Here is a 24971-nt window from a genome sequence, read left to right on the forward strand (position 1 = left end):
ATCTGCACTGGTAGATGCCGACCTTGGTCGGCGCTGTGCTTCCCGTGCCGACCAAGGTCGGCAACTACCAACAGCAGGTCCCGGCCGGCCCCATTGCGCGCCTGCGCTCAGGTATTGGCCGGTGAGCTCAGCGGCGGCCGCACCAGGTCGCGGTGGAAGAAGTAGATCTCCTGCACCAGGAAGCGCCAGCTGGTATGGAAGCTGCGGAAGCGCGTGCTCGGCGTGGACGACGCCAACGCCTGGATGCCCAGTGCCTTGCTCAGGCGCAGCGCGCGCGCCATGTGCAGCGGGTCGCTGACGATGATCACCGAATGCAGCTTGCGCTGGTCCATCAGCCGCTTGGCCTCGACCAGGTTCTGCACCGTATTGCGCGAGGCGGTCTCGATGAGGATCGCCTCATCGGGAATGCCGTGCTTGAGCGCATAGCGGCGGGCCACCTGCGATTCGGAGAAGCGCGCGCCGGTGCCGCCATAGCCACCGGTAAAGATCAGCAGTGGCGCGTAGCCGGCGTCGTACAGATCCAGGCCGTGGCGGATGCGCTCTTCAAACACCGGCGAGGGCTTGGCATCGTAGGCGGCCGCGCCCAGCACGATGATCGCGTCCGCCTTGGCCGCCTGGTCGCGTTCGCCGACCCAGACGATCCAGGCGGTCACGCCCAGCAGCCAGATCACCAGCAGTATGAACAACCGCCACAACCAACCGAGCAGGCCGGTACGTTCACCACGGCGGCCTCGGCTCATGGTGCTCCCCAACGCAGGGCAGGCAGATCGACATTGCCGCCGGACAGCACCAGTCCCACGCGCAGGCCGGCAAAGCGCGCGGGCTGGGCAAGCACTGCCGCCAGCACGATCGCCGAGGACGGCTCGACCACCTGTTTGAGCACGTCCCACAGCAGGCGCATCGCCGCCACGGTGGCGGCATCGTCAACCACGATGACCTCCGCGCCCGCAGACTGCAGCAGCGCGAAGTTGGGTGCGCCGATCAGCGTGCGCAGTCCGTCGCAGATCGTGTCCGGGGTAAATGCCTCCTGGCGCGTGCCGGTCGCCAGCGAACGGGCGGTGTCGTCGGCACCGGCCGGCTCGGCCAGCACCAGGCGCGTGCCTGGGCTGGCGTGCTGCAGGGCCAACGCGGTGCCACTGGCCAGGCCACCGCCGCCCACCGGCACCACCAGCACGTCGAACGGCCCCTCGCTGTGCAGCAGCTCCAGCGCGGCCGTACCCTGCCCGGCCATCACCGCGGGATTCGTGTAGGGATGGACCAGGGTGGCGCCGGTATCGGCCTGCACCCTGGCGCAGGTGGCCTCGCGGTCGGCGATGGTGGCCGGGCAGCGCCAGAGGGTGGCGCCATGCCGGGCAATATTGGCCAGCTTGGCGGCCACGGCCCCTTCGGGCACCACCACATGGCAGGGAATGCCCCGTGTGCGGGCAGCCAGCGCCAAGGCGGCACCGTGATTGCCGGAGGAATGGGTCACCACACCGGCACCGGCGTGATCGGCATCCAGCGACCACACCGCATTGCACGCACCGCGGAACTTGAACGCGCCGCCGCGCTGCAGGTGCTCGGCCTTGAACGCCAGTTGCGCACCGGCCAGTGCGTCCAGCGTGCGCGAGCGCAGCACCGGAGTCACGCTGGCATGGGGCGCGATCCGCGCGGCGGCGGCGAGGACGTCATCAGCGCGGGGCAACAGTGAATCGCTCATGACGCAAGATTAACGTATGGCTCCGCGCTGGCGAGGGCGCCATCGGTCATGCCAGCATGCAGTCCTACACCGCCATTCATCCTGGGCGGCGGAATTAAGGGCTGATTCAACGCCGGCGGCTGAAGCTGCCTGCATACCCGTCCTCTGGGGGGACCCATCATGAAAACGCGCCTGATGCTTGCCGGTGGCCTGTTGCTGGCCCTGACCGGTTGCACCACCTATGACTATGTCGGTGGCCGCGGCGGCGGTTACTACCACGGTGCGCCGTCGGTGGAATACCGCTACCCCTATGGCTACCCGGCCGACTACGGCTACCCGTATTACGGTGGCGGCGGCTATTACGGCTACGGCGGCCCGTACTACCAGCGGCCGATCTACCGCCCGCCGCACCACAACCACCGCCCGCCACCGCGTCCCGGCAATGGCGGCGAAAACCGCCCGCCACCGCCGCCGCGCCAGAACAATGGCGGCTCGCCCTGGCGCAACATGGATTCGATGCGTCGACCGCCGCAGCCTGCACAGCGGGTCGAGCGCCCCTCGCCGCCGCCGCAGGCCCGTCCGGCTCCGGCTCCGCGTGCGCCGAGGATGAACAGTTCCCCCTGGCGTGCCATGGATCGTGAGAGATAGCGCACAGTTGACGCTTGTTCCATCTTGCATTTCACACGGTCCAAGCCTCAATCTACGCAGGTGGTGACGGCCAGCGTCACAAAGTGACAAAAGCGTTAAGGGCCCGTCCCAAACAGCTCTGCGTCGATATCCGACAGGAACATCTGGATCCCCCCTGTTCCGGCCCTGTCGGATGTCGGCACCTTTAAAGACGAACGGCCCCGCACTGCGGGGCCGTTTGTTGTTCGGGACACCAGGGCGCACGCGGGCAGTAGATCCACGCCATGCGTGGATGACGCGTTCCCAGCCTCCCAAAAAAAACAGGGCCGGACAGTCCCCCGACTGCCGGCCCCTCTGCTTCCCCACCGTGCGCCTGTACCGGCCCCTGTTCCAATTCCGGTCACCAGCGCCTGCGGCGCCAGCCACGGTGGGTGCTATTGGGTTATCTGCAAAAATCCTGCCAACTTTAGGGTTGATTTCGACGCCGGCCGGCCGGCGCCAGCGTCCCTGCCCCCGATTGGCGCTAAAATCGCCACCCCGGCGCCGTCTCCGGCTGCGCCTGCCCCTTGCTGAACAGCCCCCATGATCGATTCCTTCCATCGTTACGACGTCATCGTCATCGGCGGTGGCCACGCCGGCACCGAGGCCGCGTTGGCTGCGGCCCGTACCGGCGTGCGCACCCTGTTGCTGACCCACAACATCGAAACGGTGGGGGCGATGAGCTGCAACCCGGCCATCGGTGGCATCGGCAAGGGCCATCTGGTCAAGGAAATCGACGCCCTCGGCGGTGCGATGGCGCATGCCGCCGACCGCGCCGGCATCCAGTGGCGCACCCTCAACGCCTCCAAGGGCCCGGCCGTGCGCGCCACCCGCTGCCAGGCCGACCGCAACCTGTACCGCATGGCGATCCGCGCCATCGTCGAGGGCCAGGCCAACCTGACCGTGTTCCAGGCGGCGGTGGATGACCTGGTCATCGAGGGCGACCACGTGCGCGGGGTCATCACCCAGACCGGCCTGCGTTTCGATGCCGAGGCCGTGGTGCTGACCGCCGGCACCTTCCTGGCCGGCAAGATCCACGTCGGCCCGACCCAGTACGCTGCCGGCCGCATGGGCGATCCGCCGGCCACCACGCTGGCTGCGCGCCTGCGCGAGCGGCCGTTCCAGGTGGACCGCCTGAAGACCGGCACGCCGCCGCGCATCGACGGCCGTTCGCTGGACTACAGCGTGATGGACGAGCAACCCGGCGACACGCCGCGCCCGGTGATGTCCTTCCTCGGCTCGGTGGATGAACATCCGCAGCAGGTCAGCTGCTGGATCACCCACACCAGCGAGCAGACCCACCAGATCATCCGCGACGCGCTGCACCGCTCGCCGTTGTACAGCGGCCAGATCGAAGGCATCGGCCCGCGCTACTGCCCCTCCATCGAGGACAAGGTGGTGCGCTTCGCCGAGAAGGCCAGCCACCAGATCTTCGTCGAGCCTGAAGGCTTGGGCATCGTCGAGATCTATCCCAACGGCATTTCCACCTCGCTGCCGTTCGACGTGCAGCTGGCGATGGTGCGCAGCATCCGTGGTTTCGCCAACGCGCACATCACCCGCCCCGGCTATGCCATCGAATACGACTTCTTCGATCCACGCGGCCTGAAGGCCTCGCTGGAAACCAAGCTGGTCAACGGCCTGTTCTTCGCCGGCCAGATCAACGGCACCACCGGTTATGAAGAAGCTGCCGCGCAGGGCCTGCTGGCCGGCCTCAATGCCGCTCGCCAGGTGCGTGGCCTGGAGGGCTGGTGCCCGCGCCGCGACGAAGCGTATCTGGGCGTGCTGGTGGATGACCTGATCACCCACGGCACCAACGAGCCGTACCGCATGTTCACCAGCCGCGCCGAATACCGCCTGCAGCTGCGCGAAGACAACGCCGACCAGCGCCTGACGCCGGCCGGCCGCGACATGGGCCTGGTCGATGATCGTCGCTGGAGTGCCTTCGAAACCAAGCAAGCCGCAGTGGCCGCAGAACGCACACGCCTGGGCGCGCTTTGGGCGACGCCGGCCAATGCGCTGGGCCGCGAAGTGCAGGAAACGCTGGGCGTGGCGGTCAGCCGCGAAACCAATGTGCTGGACCTGATCAAGCGCCCGGAACTGGATTACGCGCAGCTGATGCGGGTACCCTCGCTCGGCCCGGCCGTGGCCGATGGCAAGGTGGCCGAACAGGTGGAGATCGGCGTGAAGTACGCCGGTTACCTGGATCGCCAGCGCGAGGAGATCGAGCGCCAGCAGCGGCATGAAGCAACCCCGATTGCCGGCGATTTCGACTACGCCATCGTGCGCGGGCTGTCGGCCGAAGCGCTGCAGAAGCTCGAACGCGTGCGCCCGCAGACCATCGGTCAGGCACAACGCATTCCCGGCATGACCCCGGCGGCGATCTCGCTGCTGCTGGTGCACCTGGAACGCGCGCGGCGCGGACGCGTGGCGTAACGCGGGATCGGCAAATGCCATCCACGCATGGCGTGGATCTACTCGCGGTCCGCTCTGGTAGGTGTCGACCTTGGTCGACACGGATCCATGAAGCATCCCGGCCGCTGCAGGTGCCCGCGGGGTCGGCATCGGCAGAGCGCGTATCATCATCACGATTGCCCTGATCTGCCGGAGACACCGATGACCCCGCTGCGCCCTTTCCGCGACAAGATGCCGGTACTCGGCCAGCGTGTGTATGTCGATCCGGCCTGCACCATCATCGGTGATGTCGAACTGGCCGATGACGTGTCGGTCTGGCCGGGCACGGTCATTCGCGGCGACGTCAATTTCGTGCGCATCGGTGCACGCACCAATGTGCAGGACGGCACCATCATCCACGTCAGCCACCACAGCCCGTACAACAAGGCCGGCTACCCGACCCTGATCGGCGAAGGCGTCACCGTCGGCCATGGCTGCATCATCCACGCCTGCAGCATCGGCGATTACAGCCTGATCGGCATGGGCGCGTGCATCCTCGACGGTGCCCGGGTCGAGCGCCATGGCTTCGTCGGTGCCGGTGCAGTGGTCGGCCCCGGCAAGGTAGTGGGCGAAGGCGAACTGTGGGTGGGCAACCCTGCCCGTCCGGCGCGCACGCTCAGCGACAAGGAGATCGAGTCGCTGCACTATTCGGCCGACCACTACGTGCGGCTGAAGGACGAATACCTGGGCTGAGGCCGCCTCGCCAATGGCCGGGCTCTGCTAAAGTCTGGGCCCGACCAGGAACCGTCGAGACCCCCATGCCCGTGGCTGCACGCCGGAGAGGACTCCAGCGCCCACTTCGGCGGCCATCGCGCTGATGGCCGCGCCGATGCTCGATACCTACCGCGAGGTGGTAACGCCGGAAGGCGTGCCTCTGCAGTTGCCTGCGGCCGGGCCGATGCCGCGTGCGCTGGCCTGGCTGATCGACCTGGCCGTCCGCTTCGGCGCGCTGACCGCGCTGTCCATTCCGCTGGCCCTGCTCGATGAGTTCGGCCGCGGCCTGTACATGGCACTGATGTTCCTGCTGATGTGGGCCTACCCCATCGTCTGCGAAGCGCTGTGGGGCCGTACCCTCGGCAAGCGCGTGCTGGGCCTGCGGGTACTGGCACAGGATGGCGCGCCGGTAGGCTGGATGGCCTCGATCACCCGCAACCTGCTGCGCACCGTGGACATGCTGCCCTTCGGCTACGCGCTGGGCCTGATCAGCAGCCTGTTCGATCCGCATGGCCGCCGCCTGGGCGATCTGGTTGCCGGCACGATGGTGGTGCACTCGCCACCGCATTACCTGCCGCCGCCGACCACCATCGACAGCGTGCTGGCCCCGCCGCAACCGCTGCGGCCGGAGGAACAGGCGGCGGTGATGGCCTTCGCCGAGCGCGCACCGCGCCTGTCACCCGCGCGCCAGCAGGAACTCGCCAGCATCGCCGAGCCGTTGACCAGTGCGTCCGGCCAGGTCGGCGTGCTGCGCCTGTATGCGATGGCCAACTGGTTGCTGGGTCGACGATGAAGCAGGAGCAGTTCGTCGCCCGCCATCAACAGGAATGGCATGACCTAGAGCAGTGGCTGCAGCATCGCGCCGGTGCCTCGCGTCGGCGTCGGCGCAGGCCGGGCGCGGAAGAAGCCGGCGATGTCAGCTTCCCGCAGCGTTACCGACGGCTGTGCCAGCAGCTGGCGCTGGCCCGCGAACGCGGCTACAGCCCGCAGCTGGTGCAACGCCTGCAGCAGCTGATGCAGCACGGCCATGGCGTGCTGTACCGCACGCCACCCACCCGCTGGCGGCGCGCGCTGGAATTCCTGGTCGCTGATTTCCCGCTGCTGGTACGCAGCCAGGCGCGCAGCATGTGGGCCGCGCTGGCGATGTTCGCCGTGCCGGCGCTGGCCTGCTTCGTGCTGGTGCAGGTATACCCGGACAGCATCCACCTGCTGATGGACAACGGCCAGATCGCCGAGATGGAGCGCATGTACGATCCATCCGCCGAGCGCCTGGGCCGCGACAGCGGCACCGACTGGATGATGTTCGGCTACTACATCATGAACAACATCAGCATCGCCCTGCGCACCTTCGCCAGCGGCCTGCTGGCGGGGTTGGGCACGTTGCTGGTGCTGTTGTTCAACGGCATCACCATCGGCTCGGTGGCGGGCCATCTGCAGCACATCGGCCATGGTGGCCCGTTCTGGCGCTTCGTGGTCGGTCACGGCGCGTTCGAACTGACCGCCATCGTGATCGCTGGCGGTGCCGGCCTGCAGCTGGGCATGAAACTGCTGGCGCCCGGGCGGCGGCGCCGTCTGGATGCGCTGGTCGAAGGGGGGCGCATCGGCGCGCGGCTGTGCCTGGGCGTGGCCTTCATGTTGCTGCTGGCAGCGTTCGTGGAAGCGTTCTGGTCCTCCATCGCCGAAATCCCGGCTGCCGTGAAGTTCAGCGTGGCCGGGGTGCTGTGGGCCGGCGTGCTGCTGTGGCTGTGGCGCGGTGGACGCGGAGGCAGCCATGCGGATTGACCACCTGGACGTGGTGCTGCGCGCGCGCAGCAGCTGGGAAGCGATGGAGCTGGGCAGTGCGCTGGCCCGCCGCCATGCGCGCGGTGTGTGGGGCAGCTGGTTGCTGGCCAGTGCGCCGTTGTTCGTGCTGTTCAATGCGCTGGCCTGGTGGCTGGATGCCTTCGGCTGGGCCTGGCTGGCGATGTGGTGGTGCAAACCGTTGTTCGAGCGCGCGCCGCTGTACGTACTCTCACGCGGCATCTTCGGCGAACGGGTCGGTGCGCGCGCTGCACTGCGCGCACAGCGGCAGTGGGGTGGCAGCGGCTTCTGGGGCTACCTGGGCTGGCGCCGTTTCAGCGGTTTGCGCAGCCTGTGCCTGCCGGTCAATCTGCTGGAGGGCAATGCGCCCGCCCAGCGGGGCGCGCGCCGCCGAGCGGTGGCTGCCGGCGCCGCGGGCCCTGCACTGGTGCTGGCGATGATCTGCCTGGCATTCGAGCTGGTGCTGGTGGTGGGCGCGATCGCCACCATCTTCATCTTCATCCCCTTGGAACTGCTACCCGAATCCTGGCGCGCGGCATGGGCGATGGTCAGCGTGGAGGCGCCTGCCTGGGCCAAGCTTGGCCTCAACCTGTTGTGCTGGCTGGCGGCGGCGCTGATCGGGCCGTTCTACGTGGGCGCCGGCTTCGGCCTGTACTTGAACCGACGCACGCAGATGGAAGCCTGGGACGTGGAAATCGCCCTGCGCCGCCTGCGCGAACGCTTGCTGCCCATCGCCACTTCGTTGGTGCTGCTGCTGTGCCTGGCGCTGCCGTTGGCGCCCGTGCACGCACAGGACGCCGACGCGCCGGACGCCGGACAGATCGCCACGGCCAACGTCGATGAAGACGCAGAAGCGGAAGACGCTGAAGAAGCCGAAGAAGCGGCCACTGCGGAAAACGATCCGGCCAATACACCGGCGGTGATCTTCGGTGACACGCCGGTGGATACCGCTGGCTTCCGTCAGGCCGTGAACCGCGCCTACGAAGATCCGTTGCAGCGGCCGACGCGGCAGGTCAGCCGATGGAAGCCGATCGAAGACGCCGCCGAAAAGAAGAAAGACAAGAAAGAGCTGCAGAAGGACAGCAGCAGCGACGCAGACCGCAAGGCGCGCAGGAGCGGCCAGCTGTGGCTGGCACGGATCGCCGAATGGGGCCTGTGGGGGCTGCTGGGTGTCCTGCTGCTGGTGCTGCTGTTGACCGCGCGGCTGTGGCTGCCGTGGTTGCGCGGTTCCGGCCGCCGCAAGGAAAAACAGGCACCGCAGATCACCGAAGAGCAGGTGGAAATGCCGGTGGTGCTGCCGCCCGATGTGGCGACCCAGGCCGGGTTGCTGTGGGACCAGGGACGCCCGCGGCAGGCGCTGGCCCTGCTGTACCGCGCCAGCGTACGCACGCTGGTGGAGCGCACCGGCATCGCTTTGCCGCCCGGTGCCACCGAAGCACAGTGCCTGCGTGCCTCGCGGCGCATGTCCGACAGCACCGACCGTGAACTGTTCGCGCGCATCGTGCGCATGTGGCAGTACGCCGCCTACGGTGGACGCCTGCCCACCCGCAGCGATTTCGACGCGTTGGCCAGCACGCTGCGCCAGCAGTACGGGTGGCAGGCATGAGCCCGCGCCTGTTCTGGTCGTTGCTGCTCGGCGCGCTGGTCCTGCTCGGGGTGCCGCTGACCATCCTGTTCCTGCGCACGCACGAAAAGGTGACCGAGACCGTCGTGCTGCCGCCGCAGGGCGAAGCCAGCTACAACCCGCTGTATGTGCTGGGCCAGGCCCTGCGCGCAGACGGCATCGAGGTGCAGTCCCGGCAGCGGTTGGACCTGGCACAGATGCCACTGGCTGCCACCGATACACTGGTGCTGCTGCAGGACACCGCCGACATGCCGCCGCGCACTGCGCAGGCCCTGCTGGATTGGGTAGATACCGGCGGCCATCTGCTGCTGCGCACGCAGCCGCCGGCCGAGGACGATGCCAGCAGCACGCAGGGGCCATTGCTGGACAGGATCGGCGTGGACAGCCTGTTCCATGGCAGCGACTGCCAGCCTTTCCATGTGGTCGACGATCCCAGCCATGTCGAGTTCTGCGGCGGCCGGCGCTTCAGCCTGGGCTTCCAGGCCAACGCCACGGCCGAGCGCCGATGGGGCGGCAACGAAGGACTGGCGTTCGCGCGCCTGCCGCACGGCAAGGGTCGCATCGACGTGCTGGCCGACATGGATGTCATGCGCAGTGAAGGCCCATCCGCATCAACGCGCCGCCGCACGGTCGACGTCGATGCTGTCGCCCGCGACGGTCTGCATGACCTCTCACACCGCGACCTGACCCGCTACCTGCTCGATCCCAACTATGGGCGCGGCACGGTCTGGCTGGTGTACGGCAGCCGCCCGCCCTCGCTGGGCGCGCGCATCTTCTACCAGGGCTGGCCGCTGTGGGTGCCGCTGCTGCTGGCCATCCTCGGCTGGCTGTGGTCGCGCGCGCAACGCTTCGGCAGTGCCCTGCCCGCGCCGGTGGTCGAGCGCCGTTCGCTGCTGGAACACGTCCGCGCCAGTGGCGAACTGCTGCTGCGCTTCGGTCATGGCGCGCGCCTTTACCAGGCCGTGCAGGCGTTGTTCCTGCATCGTCTGCGCCTGCGTGCACCCGTGGCTGCCGCACTCGACGGTGCTGCGCGTGACCAGGCCATCGCCGCGGTGCTGCAATGGCCGGTCAGTCGTGTCACCAGTGCACTCACGCCGCCTTCGCCGCATGATTCCTCCGCCCTGCGCGAGCGCATCCGCTTGCTGCTCCAGATGAGATCCCTGCTATGACCGATGCCCCTGAACTTCCGGCGGCCGCCACCGCCCGCCTGATCGAACGCGTCGACGCCATCCGCCAGGCCGTCGGCCACGCCTTCATCGGCCAGGCCGATGTGCTCGACCAGATCCTGGTCGCCCTGCTGGCCGGTGGCCACGTGCTGATCGAAGGCGTACCCGGCCTCGGCAAGACCCTGCTGGTGCGCGCGCTGGCGCAGGCGCTGGAACTGGACTATGGCCGCGTGCAGTTCACCCCCGACCTGATGCCCAGCGACGTCAGCGGACATGCGGTGTACGACCCGAAGAGCGAGAGCTTCAAGATCCGTCGCGGCCCGGTGTTCACCAACCTGCTGCTGGCCGACGAGATCAACCGCGCCCCGGCCAAGACCCAGTCCGCGCTGCTGGAAGTGATGCAGGAAGGTCAGGTCACCATCGAAGGCAAGGCCTTCACCCTGGCACCGCCGTTCATGGCGCTCGCCACGCAGAACCCGCTGGAACAGGAAGGCACCTATCCGCTGCCGGAAGCGCAGCTGGACCGCTTCCTGCTGAAGGTGCTGATCGACTATCCGCAGCTGGAAGACGAGAAGCGCATGGTCGCGGCGATCACCAGCGGCCGTGCCGCCAGCGATTTCGACCTGAGCCAGGTGCCGCGCGTACTCGGAGCCGGTGAACTGCTGGCGCTGCAGCAGGCCACCGCGGCGATCACCGTCGATGACGAAGTGATCGACTACGCGGTGCGCATCGTGGCCGCCACCCGGCAGTGGCCGGGCATCGCCGTCGGTGCCGGCCCGCGCGGCAGCATCGCCCTGGTGCGTGCCTCGCGCGCGCAGGCGGTGCTGGCCGGGCGTGATTTCGTCACCCCCGATGATGTGCGTGACATCGCCCGCCCTGCCCTGCGCCACCGCATTGCACTGGCACCGGAGCTGCAGATCGAAGGCCAGGATGCCGACGACGTGCTGGGTGCGCTGCTGGCCAAGGTCGAAGCGCCGCGCCGATGAGGCCTGCGCCGCTGCTGCTGGCGTTGCTGTTGGCCTGGGCTGTGCTGGGAGGCGTGGTGCTGGGCGGCCTGCTGCCGCGCTGGAGCTGGGCGCTGGCCGGCGCATTGATTGCGGTGCTGGCACTGGTTGATCTGTGGCGACAACGGCGACGGCCCTCGCCCAGCGTCGAGCGCGACGTGCCCGAGGCGCTGGCACTGGGCGTGCGTCGCGAGATCGGCCTGCGCCTGCACAGCGAACAGGCCATGCACGTGCACGTGTTCGATCTGGTGCCGGGCGGCTGGCCGCTGGAATCACTGCCGCAGCGCGTGCCGTTGCGGGCCGGCCATGCCAGTTCGCTGCATTACCACGTGCAGCCGCAGCAGCGCGGGCGCTTTGCCTTCGAAGGCGTGCAGCTGCGCATCCGCTCGCCGTGGCGGCTGTGGTGGCAGCAACGCACGCTGCCACCGGCGCTGGAGGTACGCGTCTATCCCAATTTCGTGCCGCTCACCCGCTTCGCGCTGTTCAGTGCCGACCAGGCCTCACGCCTGGTCGGCGCCCATGTGAAGCGGCGCCGTGGCGAAGGCACCGACTTCCACCAGATGCGCGAGTACCGCATCGGCGACAGCCTGCGCCAGCTCGACTGGAAGGCGACCGCCCGCGCGCGCAAGCTGATTTCGCGCGAGTACCAGGACGAGAAGAACCAGCAGCTGCTGCTGATGCTCGACAGCGGCCGGCGCATGCTGGCCAGCGAAGGCGGACTCTCGCATTTCGACCATGCCTTGAACGCCTCGCTGGTGGTGGCTTACCTGGCGCTTCGCCAGGGCGATGCCGCCGGCCTGTTCGCGGTGGGCGGCGAGCGCCGCTGGGTGGCGCCGCAGCGCGGCATGGGCACGGTGCAGCACCTGTTGCGCGCCAGCTACGATCTGCAGCCGCAGGCGGTGGCCACCGATTATCTGGCCGCCGCCACCGAAGTATCGCTGCGCCAGCGTCGACGCGCGCTGGTGATGCTGGTCAGCAACGTACGCGATGAAGACATCGAAGACCTGCTTGCGGCCGTGCGCCTGCTGCAGCGCCGCCACCTGGTGTGCGTGGCCAGCCTGCGCGAGCGCGAGCTGGATGCTGCGCTGGAGGGCGAGGTGCATACGGTGGAAGATGCCGCGCAGGCCGGTGCCGCCGCGCTGTATCTGCAGCAGCGCGCGCAGGCACATGACGCGCTGCGTGCCGAACGGGTAATGGTGCTGGACGTCACGGCCGATGCCCTGCCCGCCGCGCTGGTGGAGCGCTATCTGGCGGTGAAGCGCGAAGGCCTGCTGTAAAGGGTAGTGCCGGCCGCTGGCCGACGGATCACCACAACCGTCCGGCATGGCCCGGCGCTCGACGCTCCGCCTTGGTAGATGCCAACCTTGGTTGGCACACCATCAACGGCGCCGACCAAGGTCGGCACTACCCCTGCAGCAAGCGCTTCTGCAACCGCTCCAGCGCGCGCTGCAGCAGCACGCGATGCCGCGCCAATTTCATCCACTGCGGCAGCCGCGAGAACATCGAGCGATGATGCCCTTTGGTTTCACGCAGTGTCGCGACGGCGTACTCATGAAGCGCCTGCAGATGCTCGGCGTTGTAGGCCCAAAGCAGACCTGCGCGGGTCGGCTCAACCAGATGCAGCGGTAGGCCGAAGTGCGGATCAGCCGGCTCGGCATCGCGCAGCGGGGTGGCCGACACGTCGACATCGCTGCTGCGCCCACATTGCCCACATCGCACTGGAAAGGTGGCAGGCGAACGAACACCCGACGCGATTCGGCGATGCACGTACAGCCATTGGTGCCCACAGTACCCGCACGGCCGACGCCCCTGCATGCACACCGCGCCCACCCAGTCACCACTGTCCAGCGCAACGCTGCAGCCGGTGCAGCGGAAACGCGCCGTCCAACGGTAGGGTTGCCAGCTCGCCAGCACCCAGCCCGGCGTATCGCAGCGGTGGCAACGCACCGCGATGCGGTCGGCGAACGCATTCAGGCCGCGACCATCGTCGAAATGACGGCCCGGCACGGGAGCAGGACGCCCGCGCCGACCGGGCGGGCGCCGCACCGCCATCAGACGTAGATCCGCGTCGGCGCTTCGTCGATGATCGCGTGCGGCACGAAACGCGCACTGTCGCGGGTGATCGCGCTGTCGTCCTCGCGGATGCCGATGCCGCAGGCATGGTCACCGATCACCCAGCTGCCGATCAGCGGGTAACCGCCTTCGAAGCGGGTGAGCGGATGCGCACGCTGGAGGATCGACGGACCGTCGTACGGACCGTCGCTGCGCTGCGTGCTGCCGTCGGCCAGGTGCATCTCGATGTTGGCACCTTCGCGCGAGAACAGCGGCTTGCGCACCCAGCCCGAGGCCAGCGCGCTGCCGTCATCGAAATGTGCTTCCAGCAGGTTCGGATGGCCGACATTGCGCTGCCACAGCAGCGGCAGGATGCCCTTGTTGCTCAGCACCGCCTTCCATGCCGGCTCCAGCAGCTGCACGCCCGAGCCCGGCAGCGCGCGGCCGAATTCCTCGGCCATCAGGTCTTCCAGCGGGTACAGCTTGAACAGCGTGCCGATCACCGTATCGTCCAGCGCGGTGAAGCGCCCGTCTTCGGAAAGGCCGATGTCCTCGATGGCGATGGCCTGCCCATGCAGGCCCGTCTGCGAAGCGCAGTCGCGCAGATACTCGACCGTACCGCGGTCTTCGTCCGAGCTGCCCACCGCACTGAAATACAGCGGCGGCGGCAGCTGCGTGGCCAGTTCGCCGAAGCGTTCGACCAGGGCTTCATGGATCGCGTTGAACTGGTCGGCATGCTGCGGCAGGCGGCCGGCGTTGCGCTGGTCCTCCAGCCACTGCCACTGGAAGAAGCTGGCCTCGAACAGCGAGGTCGGCGTGTCGTAGTTCAGTTCGTACAGCTTGGCCGGGCCGGTGCCGTCGTAGGCCAGGTCCAGGCGCCCGTACAGGTGCGGCTGGCGCTGGCGCCAGCTGTCGGCGATCCAGTCGCGGTAATGCGCGGGGATCGCCAGCTGGTCCATCAGGCGCTCGCTGGCAATGACGTCGCCGACCAGATCCATCGCCATCTGGTGCAGTTCGGCGCTGGGGTCTTCGATGTCCTGTTCGATCTGGCGCAGGGTGAACGCGTAATACGCGCTTTCATCCCAGTATGGCTGGCCGTCGATGGTGTGGAAGCGGAAACCGGCTTCCTCCGCGCGCGCGCGCCACTGGGCGCGCTCGGCAATACGGATACGTTGCATGGGTCGATCAGCCGCCCACGCTGCTGCCGCTGCGGCGCGCACTGGTGCTGCCGAAGCCGCTGCGGCTGGCAGTCACCGCACGGTTCGGTTCGCTGCTGACCGGGGTCAGCCCAGCTTTGCCCGCGCCGATGCCGCTGGCGGTGTTCAGGCCGCCACTGCCACCCGGGGCAGGACGCGCCCAACCGGCGCTCTTGTCCTGGTAGGCCGGCGCCGAAGCGGGTGCCTGCGGGGCCAGGCCACCGCGGTTGCTCAGCATCTGCGACATGAAGAAGCCCATCATCATCGGGCCGATGAACGAGGTACCGGCCGAGGTGTGCTGCTGCACGCACTGCTCAGGCTTGTAGTCCTGTTGGCAGGCTTCCTTGGTCGCGTACTTCGGCGCTGCATCGGCGGACTTCTTCTGCGCCTCGGCAAATGCATTGCGACACGCCGAAGGATCAGCGGTGGCCGTGGTGCAGGCCTCCACCGAGGTATACAGGCCTTCCTGCACCTGCACCTGCTCTTCCTTCTGGCAGGCAGTGAACAGCAGCGGCGCAGCGCTCATCAGCAGCAGCGCGGTGGTGCGGGAACGTTTCATGGCCTCATGCCTTCAAGTCGGAACAATGCCCCATCATGCCAAATCCAGGCCAACAACCGGAATCGGCAAAGTGGGAAAGATGAACGAAATTTCATTTTCGTCGCCCACATGCCGCGCCATCCACGCATGGCGTGGATCTACCGGGTGCCTGGTCTGTGCAGCCCATCGTCCGGGCAGGAGCCCCCTTGTTGTTCAAGGGGGCGCGCCAACGGCGCGGGGATAAGGTGGAATGCGCGGACCACCCAGCCGCTGCAAGCGGCGCAGGTGGTTGCAGCAGCAACCGAAAATCTCCGCCATCATCAACCGCCCCCCAACGTCGTACGGCCCGCCCGTTCCGCCAGCCATGCCTGAATACCGCTCCCGCACCTCCACTGCCGGCCGCAACATGGCCGGCGCCCGCGCCCTGTGGCGTGCCACCGGCATGAAGGATGGCGACTTCCACAAGCCGATCATCGCCATCGCCAACTCCTTCACCCAGTTCGTGCCCGGCCACGTGCACCTGAAGGACCTTGGCCAGCTGGTCGCGCGCGAGATCGAGCAGGTCGGCGGCGTCGCCAAGGAATTCAACACGATCGCCGTGGATGACGGCATCGCCATGGGCCACGACGGCATGCTGTACTCGCTGCCCAGCCGCGAGATCATCGCCGACTCGGTGGAGTACATGGTCAACGCGCACTGCGCCGACGCGCTGGTCTGCATCAGCAACTGCGACAAGATCACCCCCGGCATGCTGATGGCCGCGCTGCGCCTGGACATTCCGGTGGTGTTCGTTTCCGGCGGCCCGATGGAAGCCGGCAAGACCAAGCTGTCCGAGCACAAGCTGGATCTGGTTGATGCAATGGTCGTCGCCGCCGATGACAGCGCCTCGGATGAGAAGGTTGCCGAGTACGAGCGCAGCGCCTGCCCCACCTGTGGCTCGTGCTCGGGCATGTTCACCGCCAACTCGATGAACTGCCTGACCGAAGCCCTGGGCCTGTCGCTGCCCGGCAACGGCACCACCCTGGCCACGCATGCCGACCGCGAAGCGCTGTTCCGCCGTGCTGGCCGCCTGATCGTCGAGCTGTGCCATCGCTGGTATGGCGGCGAGGATCCGCGTGCACTGCCGCGTGGCATAGCCACCCAGGCCGCGTTCGCCAACGCGATGACCCTGGACATCGCCATGGGCGGCTCCACCAATACCATCCTGCACCTGCTGGCTGCCGCGCAGGAAGCGGAGGTCGACTTCGACCTGTCCCACATCGATGCACTGTCGCGGCGCGTGCCACAGCTGTGCAAGGTGGCGCCGAACTCACCCAAGTACCACGTCGAAGATGTGCATCGCGCTGGTGGTGTGTTCGGCATCCTCGGTGAGCTGGACCGCGCCGGGTTGCTGGATACGTCCGTGCCTACCGTGCACAGCAGCACGCTCGGTGAAGCACTGGATCGCTGGGACGTGATGCGCAGCGACAACGACACCCTGCACACCTTCTTCAAGGCCGGTCCCGCCGGCATTCCCACCCAGGAAGCCTTCAGCCAGGCCACACGCTGGCCGTCGCTGGATGTTGACCGCGCCGAGGGCTGCATCCGTGCGCTGCAGCATGCCTATTCGCAGGAAGGCGGGCTCGCCGTGCTGCGCGGCAACCTCGCCGTCGACGGCTGCGTGGTGAAGACCGCCGGCGTGGACGAATCGATCCACGTGTTCGAAGGCAATGCGCGCGTGTTCGAAAGCCAGGACGCGGCGGTAGCCGGCATCCTCGCCGATGAAGTGAAGCCCGGCGACGTAGTGGTGATCCGCTATGAAGGCCCGAAGGGCGGCCCGGGCATGCAGGAAATGCTGTACCCGACCAGCTACCTGAAGTCGAAGGGGCTGGGCAAGCAGTGTGCGCTGCTGACCGATGGTCGTTTCTCCGGTGGCACCTCGGGCCTGTCGATCGGCCATGTCTCGCCGGAAGCGGCCAGCGGCGGTGTGATCGGACTGGTGGAAGATGGCGATCGCATCCGCATCGACATCCCGGCGCGCCGCATCGATCTGCTGCTGGACGACGCCACGCTGGCAAAACGCCGCGCCGACGCCGATGCACGTGGCTGGAAACCGCGTGCACCGCGCCCGCGCAAGGTCACCAGCGCGCTGAAGGCCTACGCCTTGCTGGCCACCAGCGCCGACAAGGGCGCCGTGCGCAACACCGCCCTGCTCGGTGATTGAGATGCATGGGGTCAGAGCCCTTCCTGTGGAAGGGATCCGACCCCGCCCTCAGCCGATGGTGCGCTTGAACGGCGGCAGCGCGTCGATGATGCGCTTGCCGTAACGACGGGTCAGCAGCCGCGAGTCGAGGATGATCACGCGCCCGGTGTCGGTGGAGGTGCGGATCAGGCGGCCGGCGAACTGGGTCAGCGTGCGCAACGCATGCGGAATCGCGATCAGGTTGAACGCATTGAGGCCACGTGCTTCCACCCACTCGCTCAGCGTGGCGGTCTGCGGATCGGTCGGCACCGCGAACGGTACCTGGGTGATCACCACCGTGGTGCAGGCCTCACCGGGAAGATCCAGGCCTTCGCCGAACGAGTTCAGCCCGAACAGCACCGAGCCCTCGCCGGCAGCCACCCGGCGCAGGTGTTCGTCGATCATGCGCGTCTTCGACATCTCGCCCTGCACCAGCACCTGCTTGCGCTTGGCGGCCGGCATCAGGCCCGCCACCTTCTCCATCTTCCAGCGCGAGGTGAACAGCACCATCGAGCCCTTCGTCCAATCCAGTTCCTTGCCGATGTAGCGCGCCACTTCACGCGGATGGCCTTCGCGGTCATCGGGCGTGACCGGGAACGGCGGCACGATCAGCTCGGCCTGGTTGGGTAGATCAAACGGGGAAGACAGCGAGACCATCTCGGCGGTTTCAGGAATGCCGTTGTCGATCGCCAGCGCCTGGAAATCGCCGCCGCCGGTCAGCGTCGCCGAGGTCAGCACCACTGAATCCACTTCATCCCACAGCAGCTTGCGCAGCACGTGCGCGGCCGACACCGGCGAGCCATGCAGCACCAGGTCGCCGTCGCGGGTGGCGGTCACCCAGCGCGCCATCGGCGGCGCGCCTTCCTTGTCCTCGCGGCGCCAGACCTGCCACAGGTTGTACTGCTGCTCGATCATCTCCAGCGCCATGCCCAAGTTGCGCTGCAGGCGCTCGCGTGCCGGATCGTCCGGCTTGCCCTTGGCGACCTGCGCGGTGGCCGCGTGCGCCCAGTTGTAGAGGCTGCGGGTATCGTCGGCCAGCGCCTCGATCGGTTCGCGCCAGGCCTCGGGCAGGCGCCCGTTGGCGGCGCGCCACATCGGCTCCTCGTCGGCCGGCGCCGGCATCCACACCGCTTCCACGTGGTCGCGGAACATGCGCAGGCCCTTGGCCACGTTGCTGGCCGCGTCGATGGCTTCGTTCGGCAGCAGGTTGCCCAGACGATCCTTGTCGACCGCACGGTAGGCACCGGCGATCAGGATCTGCAGGCGGCCGGTGCGCTTGGCCATTTCATCCAATGCCAGGCTGGCCGCGCCCTGGTCGATGGCCACGTTGCCAACGTGGTGGCCTTCGTCGAGTACCAGCAGCATGTCCGACGGCGCGGCGATCATCGGCTGGCCGTTGTCGCTGTCACCAATGGACAGCGCCGACAGCAGCAGCGCGTGGTTGGTGACCACGATCTGCGCATCACGCACGGTGTTGCGCGAACGCAGCACCGCGCACTGCGCCGAGTACGCACAGCGTCGCCCCGCACAGCCCGAGGCCGGCGTGGTGATGCGCCCGCGCAGGCCGGGGCTGATGGTTTCCGGTGCGTTGTCGATGTCGCCGTCCCAGCTGCCGTTGCTGAAGGCCACGGTGAGGCGCTTGGCGATGTCCATCTCGATCGGCGCCAGCGGGCGGTCGAACAGCGGCTGCTCGTCGTCGAACATGCCGTTCTGCGCGCCCTCGCCATGCGCTTCGGCGGCGTTGCGCGTGCACAGGTAGCGGGTACGGCCCTTGGCCAGTGCGATGGTCGCCTCCAGGCCGGTTGCCTTGAGGAAGTTCGGGATATCGCGCTCGACCAGCTGCGACTGCAGCGCCACGGTACCGGTGCTGATCACCAGCTTCTTCTTGCTGGCCAGGGCAATCGGCACGCCGGCGGTCAGGTAGCCCAGGCTCTTGCCAACGCCGGTCGGCGCCTCGACCACGCCCACGCCACCGCTGGTGGACAGCGCACGCGACACCACGCCGATCATCTGGCTCTGCGAGCGGCGGGTGGAGAAGCCGGGGGTATTGGCCTGCAGCGTCGTGTACGCCTTGCGGATCGCGTCCTTCAAGGTGTCATCGAGCTTGCGTGGAGCGGCGACGGTTTCGGTCACGCCAGAACTACCGTAGCGGGGTCAGGCCGGCCATTGTCGCATGGCCGGCCACGGGCTCCGATGCGCGGGCGCTGAACAGGGTCAGCAGCGTCGCACCATGGCTGGATGCGCGCCCCGCAACACTACCGACGCGGCCAAGGCCGCCATCGGAGTCAGGGCGTCGCGGCGCGCCGCCGCAGCAACCGTACCAGTGCCCAGACCAGCAGGACAGTGCCGACGGCATCCAGCATCGCCAGGCCGAAGTGCACCACGCCCAGCACGGTGCTCAACTGCGAGATCGCGCCGAAGTCGCCGTTGCTGACCATCCACATCGGCACCAGGTTGGCCAGCAGGCTGCCCATGCTGGACGCCAGCAACAGCAGCAGGCCGGTCAGCGCGCCGGTACGTGCCGGATCGCGCGGCGCGCCCATCACCCAGACCAGGCCGACGCACAGGGCAATCAGCACCGGCAGGCGCACGCCGACCATGGTCAGCAGGGAGACCATCAGAGCCTGGGTATCCATCGATCAGTCCTGCCCTGTGAAGGCACCGGCGCCAGCACGCAGCTGCTGGTAGACCTCGTCAGTCTGGGGGCGTACGGCATGCCACTGCAGGAAGCTCTCGGCCGCCTGCTCGACCAGCATGCCCAGGCCATCGACCGTGTTGCGGCACTGCGCGGCGCGCGCCCAGGCCAGGAAGGCGATGGCGGCCTCGCCGTAGTTCAGGTCGACCGCCGTGGTCATCGAATTGACCAGCGACAGCGGCAGCTTGAACTCGGCGTCGCGATCGCGCCCGGCCGAGGTGGCGTTGAGGATCAGCTCGAAATCACCGAGGTCGCGCAGATCGTCCCAGTAGCGGCTGAGCGCGCGGCCCGGCTCGCCCATGGCATCGATCAGTTCGTCGGCGCGTTCCGGCGTGCGGTTGACCACCACCAGTTCGGTGATGCCGGCATCCAGCAGCGCTGGCGCGACGCTGCGCGCCGAACCACCGGCGCCCAGCAGCAGCACGCGGCGGCCGCGCAGGTCCAGGCTGTGGCGGTCGGTGAGGTCGCGCACCAGACCGATGCCATCGGTGGTGTCACCGTGCCAGCGGTCGCCCTTGCGCAGCAGGGTGTTGACCGAGCCGGCGCGGCGCGCGCGTGCGGTCAGCGTGGTGCACACGGAGAACGCCGCTTCCTTGTGCGGTGAGGTGACGTTGGCACCGACACCGCCCTCGGAGGCGAACGCCTCCAGCCCGGCCAGGAATGCGTCCGGGGCGAGATCGATGCTGCGGTAGTCGAGGGAGATGCCTTCCTGGCGACCGAACGCCGCATGGATCTGCGGCGACTTCGAGTGGGCGACGGGGTGTCCGAAGACGGCGTAACGATCGGTCATGGAATCCTCAAGCTGGCTAGACTGGTGCTCTTTCGTGCATGGACCTGGATGATGCGTATCGCCCCGACCCTGCTGGTGCTCGCCGCCAGTCTACTCTCTGCCCCGGTGGCGATGGCGTTGAACGAGTACGGCATCGAGGGCATGGGCGTGGTCTCCACCCGTGCCGATGAAGGCCGGGCCACGATCAGCGCCGATGGCCAGCGCATCGTCTTCGCCCGCCGTGGCGAGGCCGGCTGGGGGCTGTGGCAGGCGCGCGTGGTCGATGGCCGCTGGCAGCAGGCGCAGGCCTTGCCGCTGGCGGTGTCCGGCGAGGTGCGCGATCCGTATTTCAGCCGCGACGGCCGCTGGCTGCTGTTCGCCGCAGGTCGCGAGGGCCGGTCGGGGCTGTACCGGACGGCGATCGCCGCCGATGGCAGCGTGGGGACGCCGCAATTGTTGGCTGGCGATGGCGGGCGCCATGAAGAGCGCGGCCCGGCATTGAGCGCGGACGGGCGGCTGCTGCTGTTTGCCCGCCAGCAGGGCCGTGGTGCCGGCTGGGATCTGTTTGTGGCCACGCTGGACGCGCAGGGCATGCGCGGGCCGGCGTCGGCCTTGCAGGCATTGAACAGCGCTGCCGATGAAACCGATGGCGACTGGCTGGGCAGTGCTGGCGCGGTGGCCTTCAGCCGTGGCAGCGGTGGCACTGCGCAGGTCTGGACCAGTGGCTGCGCATGGACGGGCGCTGGCCTGCAGCCGTTGGGGTTGTCGTTCAATCAGGAAAGCGGCTGGACCGGCACGCCGGTGGTCGACAACGCCAAGCCGGGCGAAATGATGGTGGCCAGTAGTGCGGCGAAGTCGCCACGGGCGGGTGGCGTGGATGTGTACCGGCTGGCGGTGCCGAAGGTGGTGGCAGAGCCGGGGTGCGTGCGGTAGATCCACGCCATGCGTGGATGATCGTTTGGAGGGCGCCGACCGCCCCCCGCTCCGGACCGCCAACCAGGGTTGGCCCCACCAGTAGATCCACGCCATGCGTGGATGATGGTTCGGTGGGTGCCGATCGCCCCCTCCGGTAGGTGCCGACCTTGGTCGGCCCCCTGAGCGCCAACCAAGGTTGGCGACTACCAGAACATCAGATCAGCGCGACAGCACCTTCGCGCGCTGCTGCTCGTATTCCGCTTCGCTGAGCTGGCCGTTGTCCTTGCGCCGGTTCAGCGCGGCCAGTTCGGCCTGCACGCTCTCCGGCACGGCCTGCTCGCGGGCAACCCGGGCCGCAGCGGAGAGCTGCTCGGGCGGCCGTCGTGCGGCACGCCAGGCAGCGACGAACACGCCGACGATGATGGCCCCGAACACCAGCGTACCGGTGCCCCAGATCAACCATTGCATCCAACCCATTTCAGGTCCCATCGCGTGTTCCTCCGTCCGTCGTGGGCGCTATTGTCAGCGCTCGCGCAGCCAACGCGCCACCTGCGGCGCGAAATAGGTCAGCACGCCATCGGCGCCGGCACGCTTGAAGCCCAGCAGCGATTCCAGCACACAGGCGCGTTCGTCCAGCCAGCCGTTGGCGAACGCCGCCTTCATCATCGCGTACTCGCCGCTGACCTGGTAGGCGAAGGTCGGCACCCCGAAGGTCTCCTTCACCCGCCGCACCAGGTCCAGGTACGGCATGCCCGGCTTGACCATCACCATGTCCGCGCCCTCCTCCAGGTCCAGCGCGATCTCGCGCATCGCCTCGTCACCGTTGGCCGGATCCATCTGGTAGGTCTTCTTGTCGGCCTTGCCGAGGCTGGCCGCGCTGCCCACCGCGTCACGGAACGGGCCGTAGAACGCCGAAGCGTACTTGGCCGAGTAGGCCATGATGCGCACGTTGAGATGGTGGTCGGCATCGAGCGCACGACGGATCGCACCGATACGGCCGTCCATCATGTCCGACGGTGAAATGATGTCCGCGCCCGCTTCGGCGTGCGACAGCGACTGCTTGACCAGTGCTTCGACGGTGATGTCGTTGAGCACGTAGCCCTTGTCATCGATGATGCCGTCCTGGCCGTGCGTGGTGTACGGATCCAGGGCCACGTCGGTCATCACCCCCAGCTCCGGGAAGCGCGACTTCAGCGCGCGGATCGCACGCTGCGCCAGGCCGTCCTCGGCCCACGCCGCCGAGGCGTCCAGCGACTTCTGCGAGGCATCCAGCACCGGGAACAGGTCGATCACCGGGATGCCCAGTTCCAGCGCTTCCTCGGCCACCTTCAGCAGTTCTTCGATCGACAATCGCTCCACGCCCGGCATCGACGGCACCGCGACGCGGCCGGCCGGTTCGTGCACGAACACCGGATAGATCAGGTCGTCGGTGGTCAGCGTGTTCTCGCGCATCAGGCGGCGCGAGAATTCGTCATGGCGCATGCGCCGCGGGCGGTAATGGGGATGAGGCATGGCAGGCTCCGGGGAGTGGCTATTGCAACAGGTAGCCCTGCGGCAGCAGGGGTGTGGGCAACGGGCGTTCGCCGAGGGCGTCGAGCTGGTCGATCTCGATGGTGCGCACCAGCGCGTCCAGCGGCAGGTCGTTCGGCTCCAGGCCGAACGGGTCTTCCATTTCTTCACCCAGCTGGTCCAGGCCGAAGAAGGCATAGGCCAGCACCGCCGACAGCACCGGCGTGGCCCAGCCCAGCGAGCTGGCCAGGCCGAACGGCAGCAGTACGCAGAACATCCACGCGCAGCGGTGCAGCAGCAGGGTGTAGGCGAACGGCAGCGGGGTGGTCAGGATGCGTTCGCAGCCAGCCTGGATCGAGGACATCGCGTGCAGGCGCTCTTCCAGCTGGACGTAGAGGATGGAATCGAGCGCGCCTTCGCGACGGGCCTGGGCCAGTTCGGCGGCGATCATCGCCAGCAACGCATCGGGCACGTTCCCGCGCTGGGCGAGCTGCCCGCGCTGCTCCTCGTCCAGCCATGGCACCGCCACCACCGCGACGTCGCGGGCGCGCAGGCGCGCGGCCAATGCATGGGCGAAGGCGGTGGTCAGGTAACCGATGCGCTGGCGGCGCGGTGCGTCGTCGGCCAGCAGCACCTGTACCTGCCGCGCCAGCGAGCGCGATTCGAACACCAGCTGGCCCCACAGCTTGCGGCCCTCCCACCAGCGGTCGTAGCAGGCGCTGTTGCGGAAGCTGAGGAAGATCGACAGGACCAGGCCGAGCAGGGTGAACGGGGTGACCGAGACGCGCTCGATGCCGATCGGCGGCGCCAGTTCCACCACCGCGGCGACCGCGATGGACAGGATGAGAATGGCCAGCACCTTCGGCGCGATCGCCGGAACGATGGAGCCACGCAGGATGTACAGCAGTTGCCAGCCGTGGGGACGGGAACGAATGATCATGGGAGCAGCCGCGCGGGCGCAGTTCAACAGGCGCGCGGGGGGCTCGCGCAGCCGCCCATTCTACTCCCTGCCCGGCCAGCGGCCGTGCCCCTGCGACGCCCGGTCGCACCGGCCCGGCCGGCTCAGATGACGCCGCCGCCCAGCCCCAGGCGCAGGATGCCGACCACCACCACGATGCCGTTCAGGATCAGCCCGGTCCAGGCCCGGCCGCGCTTGCTGGGGTGGGTGAACAGGATGCCGAGCGCGGCGATGATCGCGCCGACCGCGGCGAACGGGATCAGGAACCAGTTACCCCAACCCAGCAGCGGTATCAGCGCCAGGATCATCCACAGCAGTGCCAGTACGCCCCACAACAGACTGATCACACCCATAGCGCGCTCCCGTGGTTTGTTCTTGCTCCCAACCATAGCCGTTCCCGGCAGCGCCGCCTACCGCCGTTGGCGTCAACCTCACCGGCACCGTGCTAGCGTGCGGCCGTGGGTCGAGCAGCGATGTTGGCGCCGATTCAGAGTGCCCGGCTGATGATCCGAACCAGTCCTACAGGGGTATACGCCATGAACATCCGTTGGGTCGCCTTGGCGGCCATGCTGCTGACCGTCGCCGGTTGCGCCAGCACCTCCAAGGTCATGCTGGGCCGCGCCCGCGCGCCGATCGATCCGGCCCAGGTGCAGATCTATTCGACGCCGCCCGCCGGTTCGCAGGAAATTGCCCAGCTGGAGTCGTCTTCGGCGGTGGGCTTCGGTACGCAGGGCCAGACCGATGCTGCCGTGGCTCGCCTGAAGCGCGAAGCCGCTGCGCTCGGTGCCAACGGCGTGATCCTGATGGGCGTAGGCAGCAGTGGCTCACCGGTCGGCATGTCGGTGGGTGCCGGCAGTTACGGTTCACACGTGGGCGGTGGCGTGGGCATCGGCATACCGACCACGCAGAAACGCGCGGCCGGCGTGGCGATCTGGGTACCGAATCCGGCGCCGCCGGCACGCCTGCCGACGCAGACGATCACCCCGCAGCGGTGACCCACACGGATCACCGCAGG

At 68.1% G+C, this 24971-nt stretch carries 23 protein-coding genes and 1 pseudogene; 12 read left to right on the forward strand and 12 right to left on the reverse strand.

The features are described 5' to 3' along the window. Positions 1-107 precede the first annotated feature (107 nt). The gene (locus tag ACEF39_RS20075; protein WP_500286352.1) at positions 108-740 is read right to left on the reverse strand and encodes a YdcF family protein; all 633 of its coding nucleotides are present in this window, start codon (positions 738-740) and stop codon (positions 108-110) included. Further along, on the reverse strand, positions 737-1699 hold the full coding sequence (locus tag ACEF39_RS20080; RefSeq protein WP_500286353.1) for a pyridoxal-phosphate dependent enzyme: 963 nt from the start codon (positions 1697-1699) through the stop codon (positions 737-739). The genes ACEF39_RS20075 and ACEF39_RS20080 overlap by 4 nt, the downstream gene beginning before the upstream one ends. A 159-nt stretch (positions 1700-1858) precedes the next feature. Here ACEF39_RS20080 and ACEF39_RS20085 point away from each other — a divergent pair, with 159 nt between their 5' ends. The 9 genes from ACEF39_RS20085 (at position 1859) to ACEF39_RS20125 (ending at position 12380) form a co-directional block, all read left to right on the forward strand. After that, a complete protein-coding gene (locus tag ACEF39_RS20085; RefSeq protein ID WP_032952020.1) occupies positions 1859-2326 on the forward strand; it encodes a hypothetical protein in 468 nt (155 codons plus the stop codon). A 561-nt stretch (positions 2327-2887) separates the two neighbouring features. Further along, positions 2888-4777: a tRNA uridine-5-carboxymethylaminomethyl(34) synthesis enzyme MnmG gene (gene mnmG / locus ACEF39_RS20090; protein WP_500286354.1), complete on the forward strand. Its 1890-nt coding sequence runs from the start codon at positions 2888-2890 to the stop codon at positions 4775-4777. Positions 4778-4957: 180 nt separating this feature from the next. After that, positions 4958-5488, forward strand: coding sequence for a gamma carbonic anhydrase family protein (locus tag ACEF39_RS20095; protein WP_099819819.1), 531 nt, complete (start codon positions 4958-4960; stop codon positions 5486-5488). A gap of 124 nt (positions 5489-5612) precedes the next feature. Further along, on the forward strand, positions 5613-6302 hold the full coding sequence (locus tag ACEF39_RS20100) for an RDD family protein (protein ID WP_500286355.1): 690 nt from the start codon (positions 5613-5615) through the stop codon (positions 6300-6302). Further along, a complete protein-coding gene (locus ACEF39_RS20105) occupies positions 6299-7291 on the forward strand; it encodes a stage II sporulation protein M (protein ID WP_500286356.1) in 993 nt (330 codons plus the stop codon). The genes ACEF39_RS20100 and ACEF39_RS20105 overlap by 4 nt, the downstream gene beginning before the upstream one ends. After that, positions 7281-8915 carry a DUF4129 domain-containing protein gene (locus tag ACEF39_RS20110; RefSeq protein WP_500286357.1) on the forward strand — a complete coding sequence of 545 codons (1635 nt, stop codon included), beginning with the start codon at positions 7281-7283 and terminating at the stop codon, positions 8913-8915. The genes ACEF39_RS20105 and ACEF39_RS20110 overlap by 11 nt, the downstream gene beginning before the upstream one ends. After that, positions 8912-10102 (forward strand): DUF4350 domain-containing protein, encoded by a 1191-nt coding sequence (locus ACEF39_RS20115; RefSeq protein WP_500286358.1) that lies wholly within the window; start codon positions 8912-8914, stop codon positions 10100-10102. Before ACEF39_RS20110 ends, ACEF39_RS20115 begins: the two co-directional genes overlap by 4 nt. Next, the gene (locus ACEF39_RS20120; RefSeq protein WP_089237639.1) at positions 10099-11085 is read left to right on the forward strand and encodes an AAA family ATPase; all 987 of its coding nucleotides are present in this window, start codon (positions 10099-10101) and stop codon (positions 11083-11085) included. Before ACEF39_RS20115 ends, ACEF39_RS20120 begins: the two co-directional genes overlap by 4 nt. Beyond that, entirely contained in the window at positions 11082-12380 is a 1299-nt protein-coding gene (locus ACEF39_RS20125) for a DUF58 domain-containing protein (RefSeq protein ID WP_500286359.1), read from the forward strand. Before ACEF39_RS20120 ends, ACEF39_RS20125 begins: the two co-directional genes overlap by 4 nt. A 127-nt stretch (positions 12381-12507) precedes the next feature. Here ACEF39_RS20125 and ACEF39_RS20130 read toward each other — a convergent pair whose 3' ends face one another. Genes ACEF39_RS20130 through ACEF39_RS20140 form a run of 3 tightly spaced genes read right to left on the reverse strand, consistent with a single transcriptional unit; the run spans position 12508 to position 14910 of the window. After that, on the reverse strand, positions 12508-13155 hold the full coding sequence (locus tag ACEF39_RS20130; RefSeq protein WP_500286360.1) for a hypothetical protein: 648 nt from the start codon (positions 13153-13155) through the stop codon (positions 12508-12510). After that, a complete protein-coding gene (locus ACEF39_RS20135; RefSeq protein ID WP_500286361.1) occupies positions 13155-14333 on the reverse strand; it encodes a glutathionylspermidine synthase family protein in 1179 nt (392 codons plus the stop codon). The genes ACEF39_RS20130 and ACEF39_RS20135 overlap by 1 nt, the downstream gene beginning before the upstream one ends. Before the next feature lie 7 nt (positions 14334-14340). After that, positions 14341-14910: a DUF1190 domain-containing protein gene (locus ACEF39_RS20140; protein ID WP_500286362.1), complete on the reverse strand. Its 570-nt coding sequence runs from the start codon at positions 14908-14910 to the stop codon at positions 14341-14343. Between the two features lie 343 nt (positions 14911-15253). Here ACEF39_RS20140 and ilvD point away from each other — a divergent pair, with 343 nt between their 5' ends. After that, a complete protein-coding gene (ilvD, locus tag ACEF39_RS20145) occupies positions 15254-17092 on the forward strand; it encodes a dihydroxy-acid dehydratase (RefSeq protein WP_500286363.1) in 1839 nt (612 codons plus the stop codon). Between the two features lie 48 nt (positions 17093-17140). Here ilvD and dinG read toward each other — a convergent pair. The 3 genes and pseudogenes from dinG to aroE form a co-directional block, all read right to left on the reverse strand. Next, a pseudogene (dinG, locus tag ACEF39_RS20150) lies at positions 17141-19198 on the reverse strand (ATP-dependent DNA helicase DinG); the annotation flags it as partial. A 197-nt stretch (positions 19199-19395) separates the two neighbouring features. After that, positions 19396-19746: a hypothetical protein gene (locus ACEF39_RS20155; protein WP_089237651.1), complete on the reverse strand. Its 351-nt coding sequence runs from the start codon at positions 19744-19746 to the stop codon at positions 19396-19398. A 3-nt stretch (positions 19747-19749) separates the two neighbouring features. Further along, positions 19750-20595 (reverse strand): shikimate dehydrogenase, encoded by an 846-nt coding sequence (gene aroE / locus ACEF39_RS20160; RefSeq protein WP_500286364.1) that lies wholly within the window; start codon positions 20593-20595, stop codon positions 19750-19752. A gap of 48 nt (positions 20596-20643) precedes the next feature. Between aroE and ACEF39_RS20165 the strand changes: the two genes are divergently transcribed. Then, on the forward strand, positions 20644-21507 hold the full coding sequence (locus ACEF39_RS20165; RefSeq protein WP_500286365.1) for a hypothetical protein: 864 nt from the start codon (positions 20644-20646) through the stop codon (positions 21505-21507). A 201-nt stretch (positions 21508-21708) separates the two neighbouring features. Here ACEF39_RS20165 and ACEF39_RS20170 read toward each other — a convergent pair whose 3' ends face one another. From ACEF39_RS20170 to ACEF39_RS20185, 4 genes are all read right to left on the reverse strand, one after another. After that, a complete protein-coding gene (locus ACEF39_RS20170; protein WP_025877541.1) occupies positions 21709-21978 on the reverse strand; it encodes a gas vesicle protein GvpG in 270 nt (89 codons plus the stop codon). Positions 21979-22011: 33 nt separating this feature from the next. Then, positions 22012-23001, reverse strand: coding sequence for a porphobilinogen synthase (hemB, locus tag ACEF39_RS20175; RefSeq protein ID WP_025877543.1), 990 nt, complete (start codon positions 22999-23001; stop codon positions 22012-22014). Between the two features lie 19 nt (positions 23002-23020). Continuing rightward, a complete protein-coding gene (locus ACEF39_RS20180; RefSeq protein WP_500286366.1) occupies positions 23021-23938 on the reverse strand; it encodes a bestrophin family protein in 918 nt (305 codons plus the stop codon). A 122-nt stretch (positions 23939-24060) separates the two neighbouring features. After that, a complete protein-coding gene (locus ACEF39_RS20185) occupies positions 24061-24309 on the reverse strand; it encodes a hypothetical protein (protein WP_032952021.1) in 249 nt (82 codons plus the stop codon). 183 nt (positions 24310-24492) lie between these two features. Here ACEF39_RS20185 and ACEF39_RS20190 point away from each other — a divergent pair, with 183 nt between their 5' ends. Further along, positions 24493-24951 carry a hypothetical protein gene (locus ACEF39_RS20190; protein WP_099819834.1) on the forward strand — a complete coding sequence of 153 codons (459 nt, stop codon included), beginning with the start codon at positions 24493-24495 and terminating at the stop codon, positions 24949-24951. The last annotated feature ends 20 nt before the right edge of the window (positions 24952-24971 follow it).

Source organism: Stenotrophomonas indicatrix (genome assembly GCA_041545745.1).
GTDB classification, from domain to species: domain Bacteria; phylum Pseudomonadota; class Gammaproteobacteria; order Xanthomonadales; family Xanthomonadaceae; genus Stenotrophomonas; species Stenotrophomonas indicatrix_A.

Excerpts from the sequence above, each read along its gene's own strand:
- ACEF39_RS20110 (WP_500286357.1), top strand. The coding sequence starts at position 7,281 with ATGCGGATTGACCACCTGGACGTGGTGCTGCGCGCGCGCAGCAGCTGG.
- ACEF39_RS20190 (WP_099819834.1), top strand. The coding sequence starts at position 24,493 with ATGAACATCCGTTGGGTCGCCTTGGCGGCCATGCTGCTGACCGTCGCC.
- ACEF39_RS20170 (WP_025877541.1), bottom strand. The coding sequence starts at position 21,978 with ATGGGACCTGAAATGGGTTGGATGCAATGGTTGATCTGGGGCACCGGT.
- ACEF39_RS20095 (WP_099819819.1), top strand. The coding sequence starts at position 4,958 with ATGACCCCGCTGCGCCCTTTCCGCGACAAGATGCCGGTACTCGGCCAG.
- ilvD (WP_500286363.1), top strand. The coding sequence starts at position 15,254 with ATGCCTGAATACCGCTCCCGCACCTCCACTGCCGGCCGCAACATGGCC.
- ACEF39_RS20135 (WP_500286361.1), bottom strand. The coding sequence starts at position 14,333 with ATGCAACGTATCCGTATTGCCGAGCGCGCCCAGTGGCGCGCGCGCGCG.
- aroE (WP_500286364.1), bottom strand. The coding sequence starts at position 20,595 with ATGACCGATCGTTACGCCGTCTTCGGACACCCCGTCGCCCACTCGAAG.
- ACEF39_RS20080 (WP_500286353.1), bottom strand. The coding sequence starts at position 1,699 with ATGAGCGATTCACTGTTGCCCCGCGCTGATGACGTCCTCGCCGCCGCC.
- ACEF39_RS20125 (WP_500286359.1), top strand. The coding sequence starts at position 11,082 with ATGAGGCCTGCGCCGCTGCTGCTGGCGTTGCTGTTGGCCTGGGCTGTG.
- mnmG (WP_500286354.1), top strand. The coding sequence starts at position 2,888 with ATGATCGATTCCTTCCATCGTTACGACGTCATCGTCATCGGCGGTGGC.
- hemB (WP_025877543.1), bottom strand. The coding sequence starts at position 23,001 with ATGCCTCATCCCCATTACCGCCCGCGGCGCATGCGCCATGACGAATTC.
- ACEF39_RS20085 (WP_032952020.1), top strand. The coding sequence starts at position 1,859 with ATGAAAACGCGCCTGATGCTTGCCGGTGGCCTGTTGCTGGCCCTGACC.
- ACEF39_RS20180 (WP_500286366.1), bottom strand. The coding sequence starts at position 23,938 with ATGATCATTCGTTCCCGTCCCCACGGCTGGCAACTGCTGTACATCCTG.
- ACEF39_RS20120 (WP_089237639.1), top strand. The coding sequence starts at position 10,099 with ATGACCGATGCCCCTGAACTTCCGGCGGCCGCCACCGCCCGCCTGATC.
- ACEF39_RS20130 (WP_500286360.1), bottom strand. The coding sequence starts at position 13,155 with ATGGCGGTGCGGCGCCCGCCCGGTCGGCGCGGGCGTCCTGCTCCCGTG.
- ACEF39_RS20115 (WP_500286358.1), top strand. The coding sequence starts at position 8,912 with ATGAGCCCGCGCCTGTTCTGGTCGTTGCTGCTCGGCGCGCTGGTCCTG.
- ACEF39_RS20100 (WP_500286355.1), top strand. The coding sequence starts at position 5,613 with ATGGCCGCGCCGATGCTCGATACCTACCGCGAGGTGGTAACGCCGGAA.
- ACEF39_RS20140 (WP_500286362.1), bottom strand. The coding sequence starts at position 14,910 with ATGAAACGTTCCCGCACCACCGCGCTGCTGCTGATGAGCGCTGCGCCG.
- ACEF39_RS20105 (WP_500286356.1), top strand. The coding sequence starts at position 6,299 with ATGAAGCAGGAGCAGTTCGTCGCCCGCCATCAACAGGAATGGCATGAC.
- ACEF39_RS20185 (WP_032952021.1), bottom strand. The coding sequence starts at position 24,309 with ATGGGTGTGATCAGTCTGTTGTGGGGCGTACTGGCACTGCTGTGGATG.
- ACEF39_RS20075 (WP_500286352.1), bottom strand. The coding sequence starts at position 740 with ATGAGCCGAGGCCGCCGTGGTGAACGTACCGGCCTGCTCGGTTGGTTG.
- ACEF39_RS20155 (WP_089237651.1), bottom strand. The coding sequence starts at position 19,746 with ATGGATACCCAGGCTCTGATGGTCTCCCTGCTGACCATGGTCGGCGTG.
- ACEF39_RS20165 (WP_500286365.1), top strand. The coding sequence starts at position 20,644 with ATGATGCGTATCGCCCCGACCCTGCTGGTGCTCGCCGCCAGTCTACTC.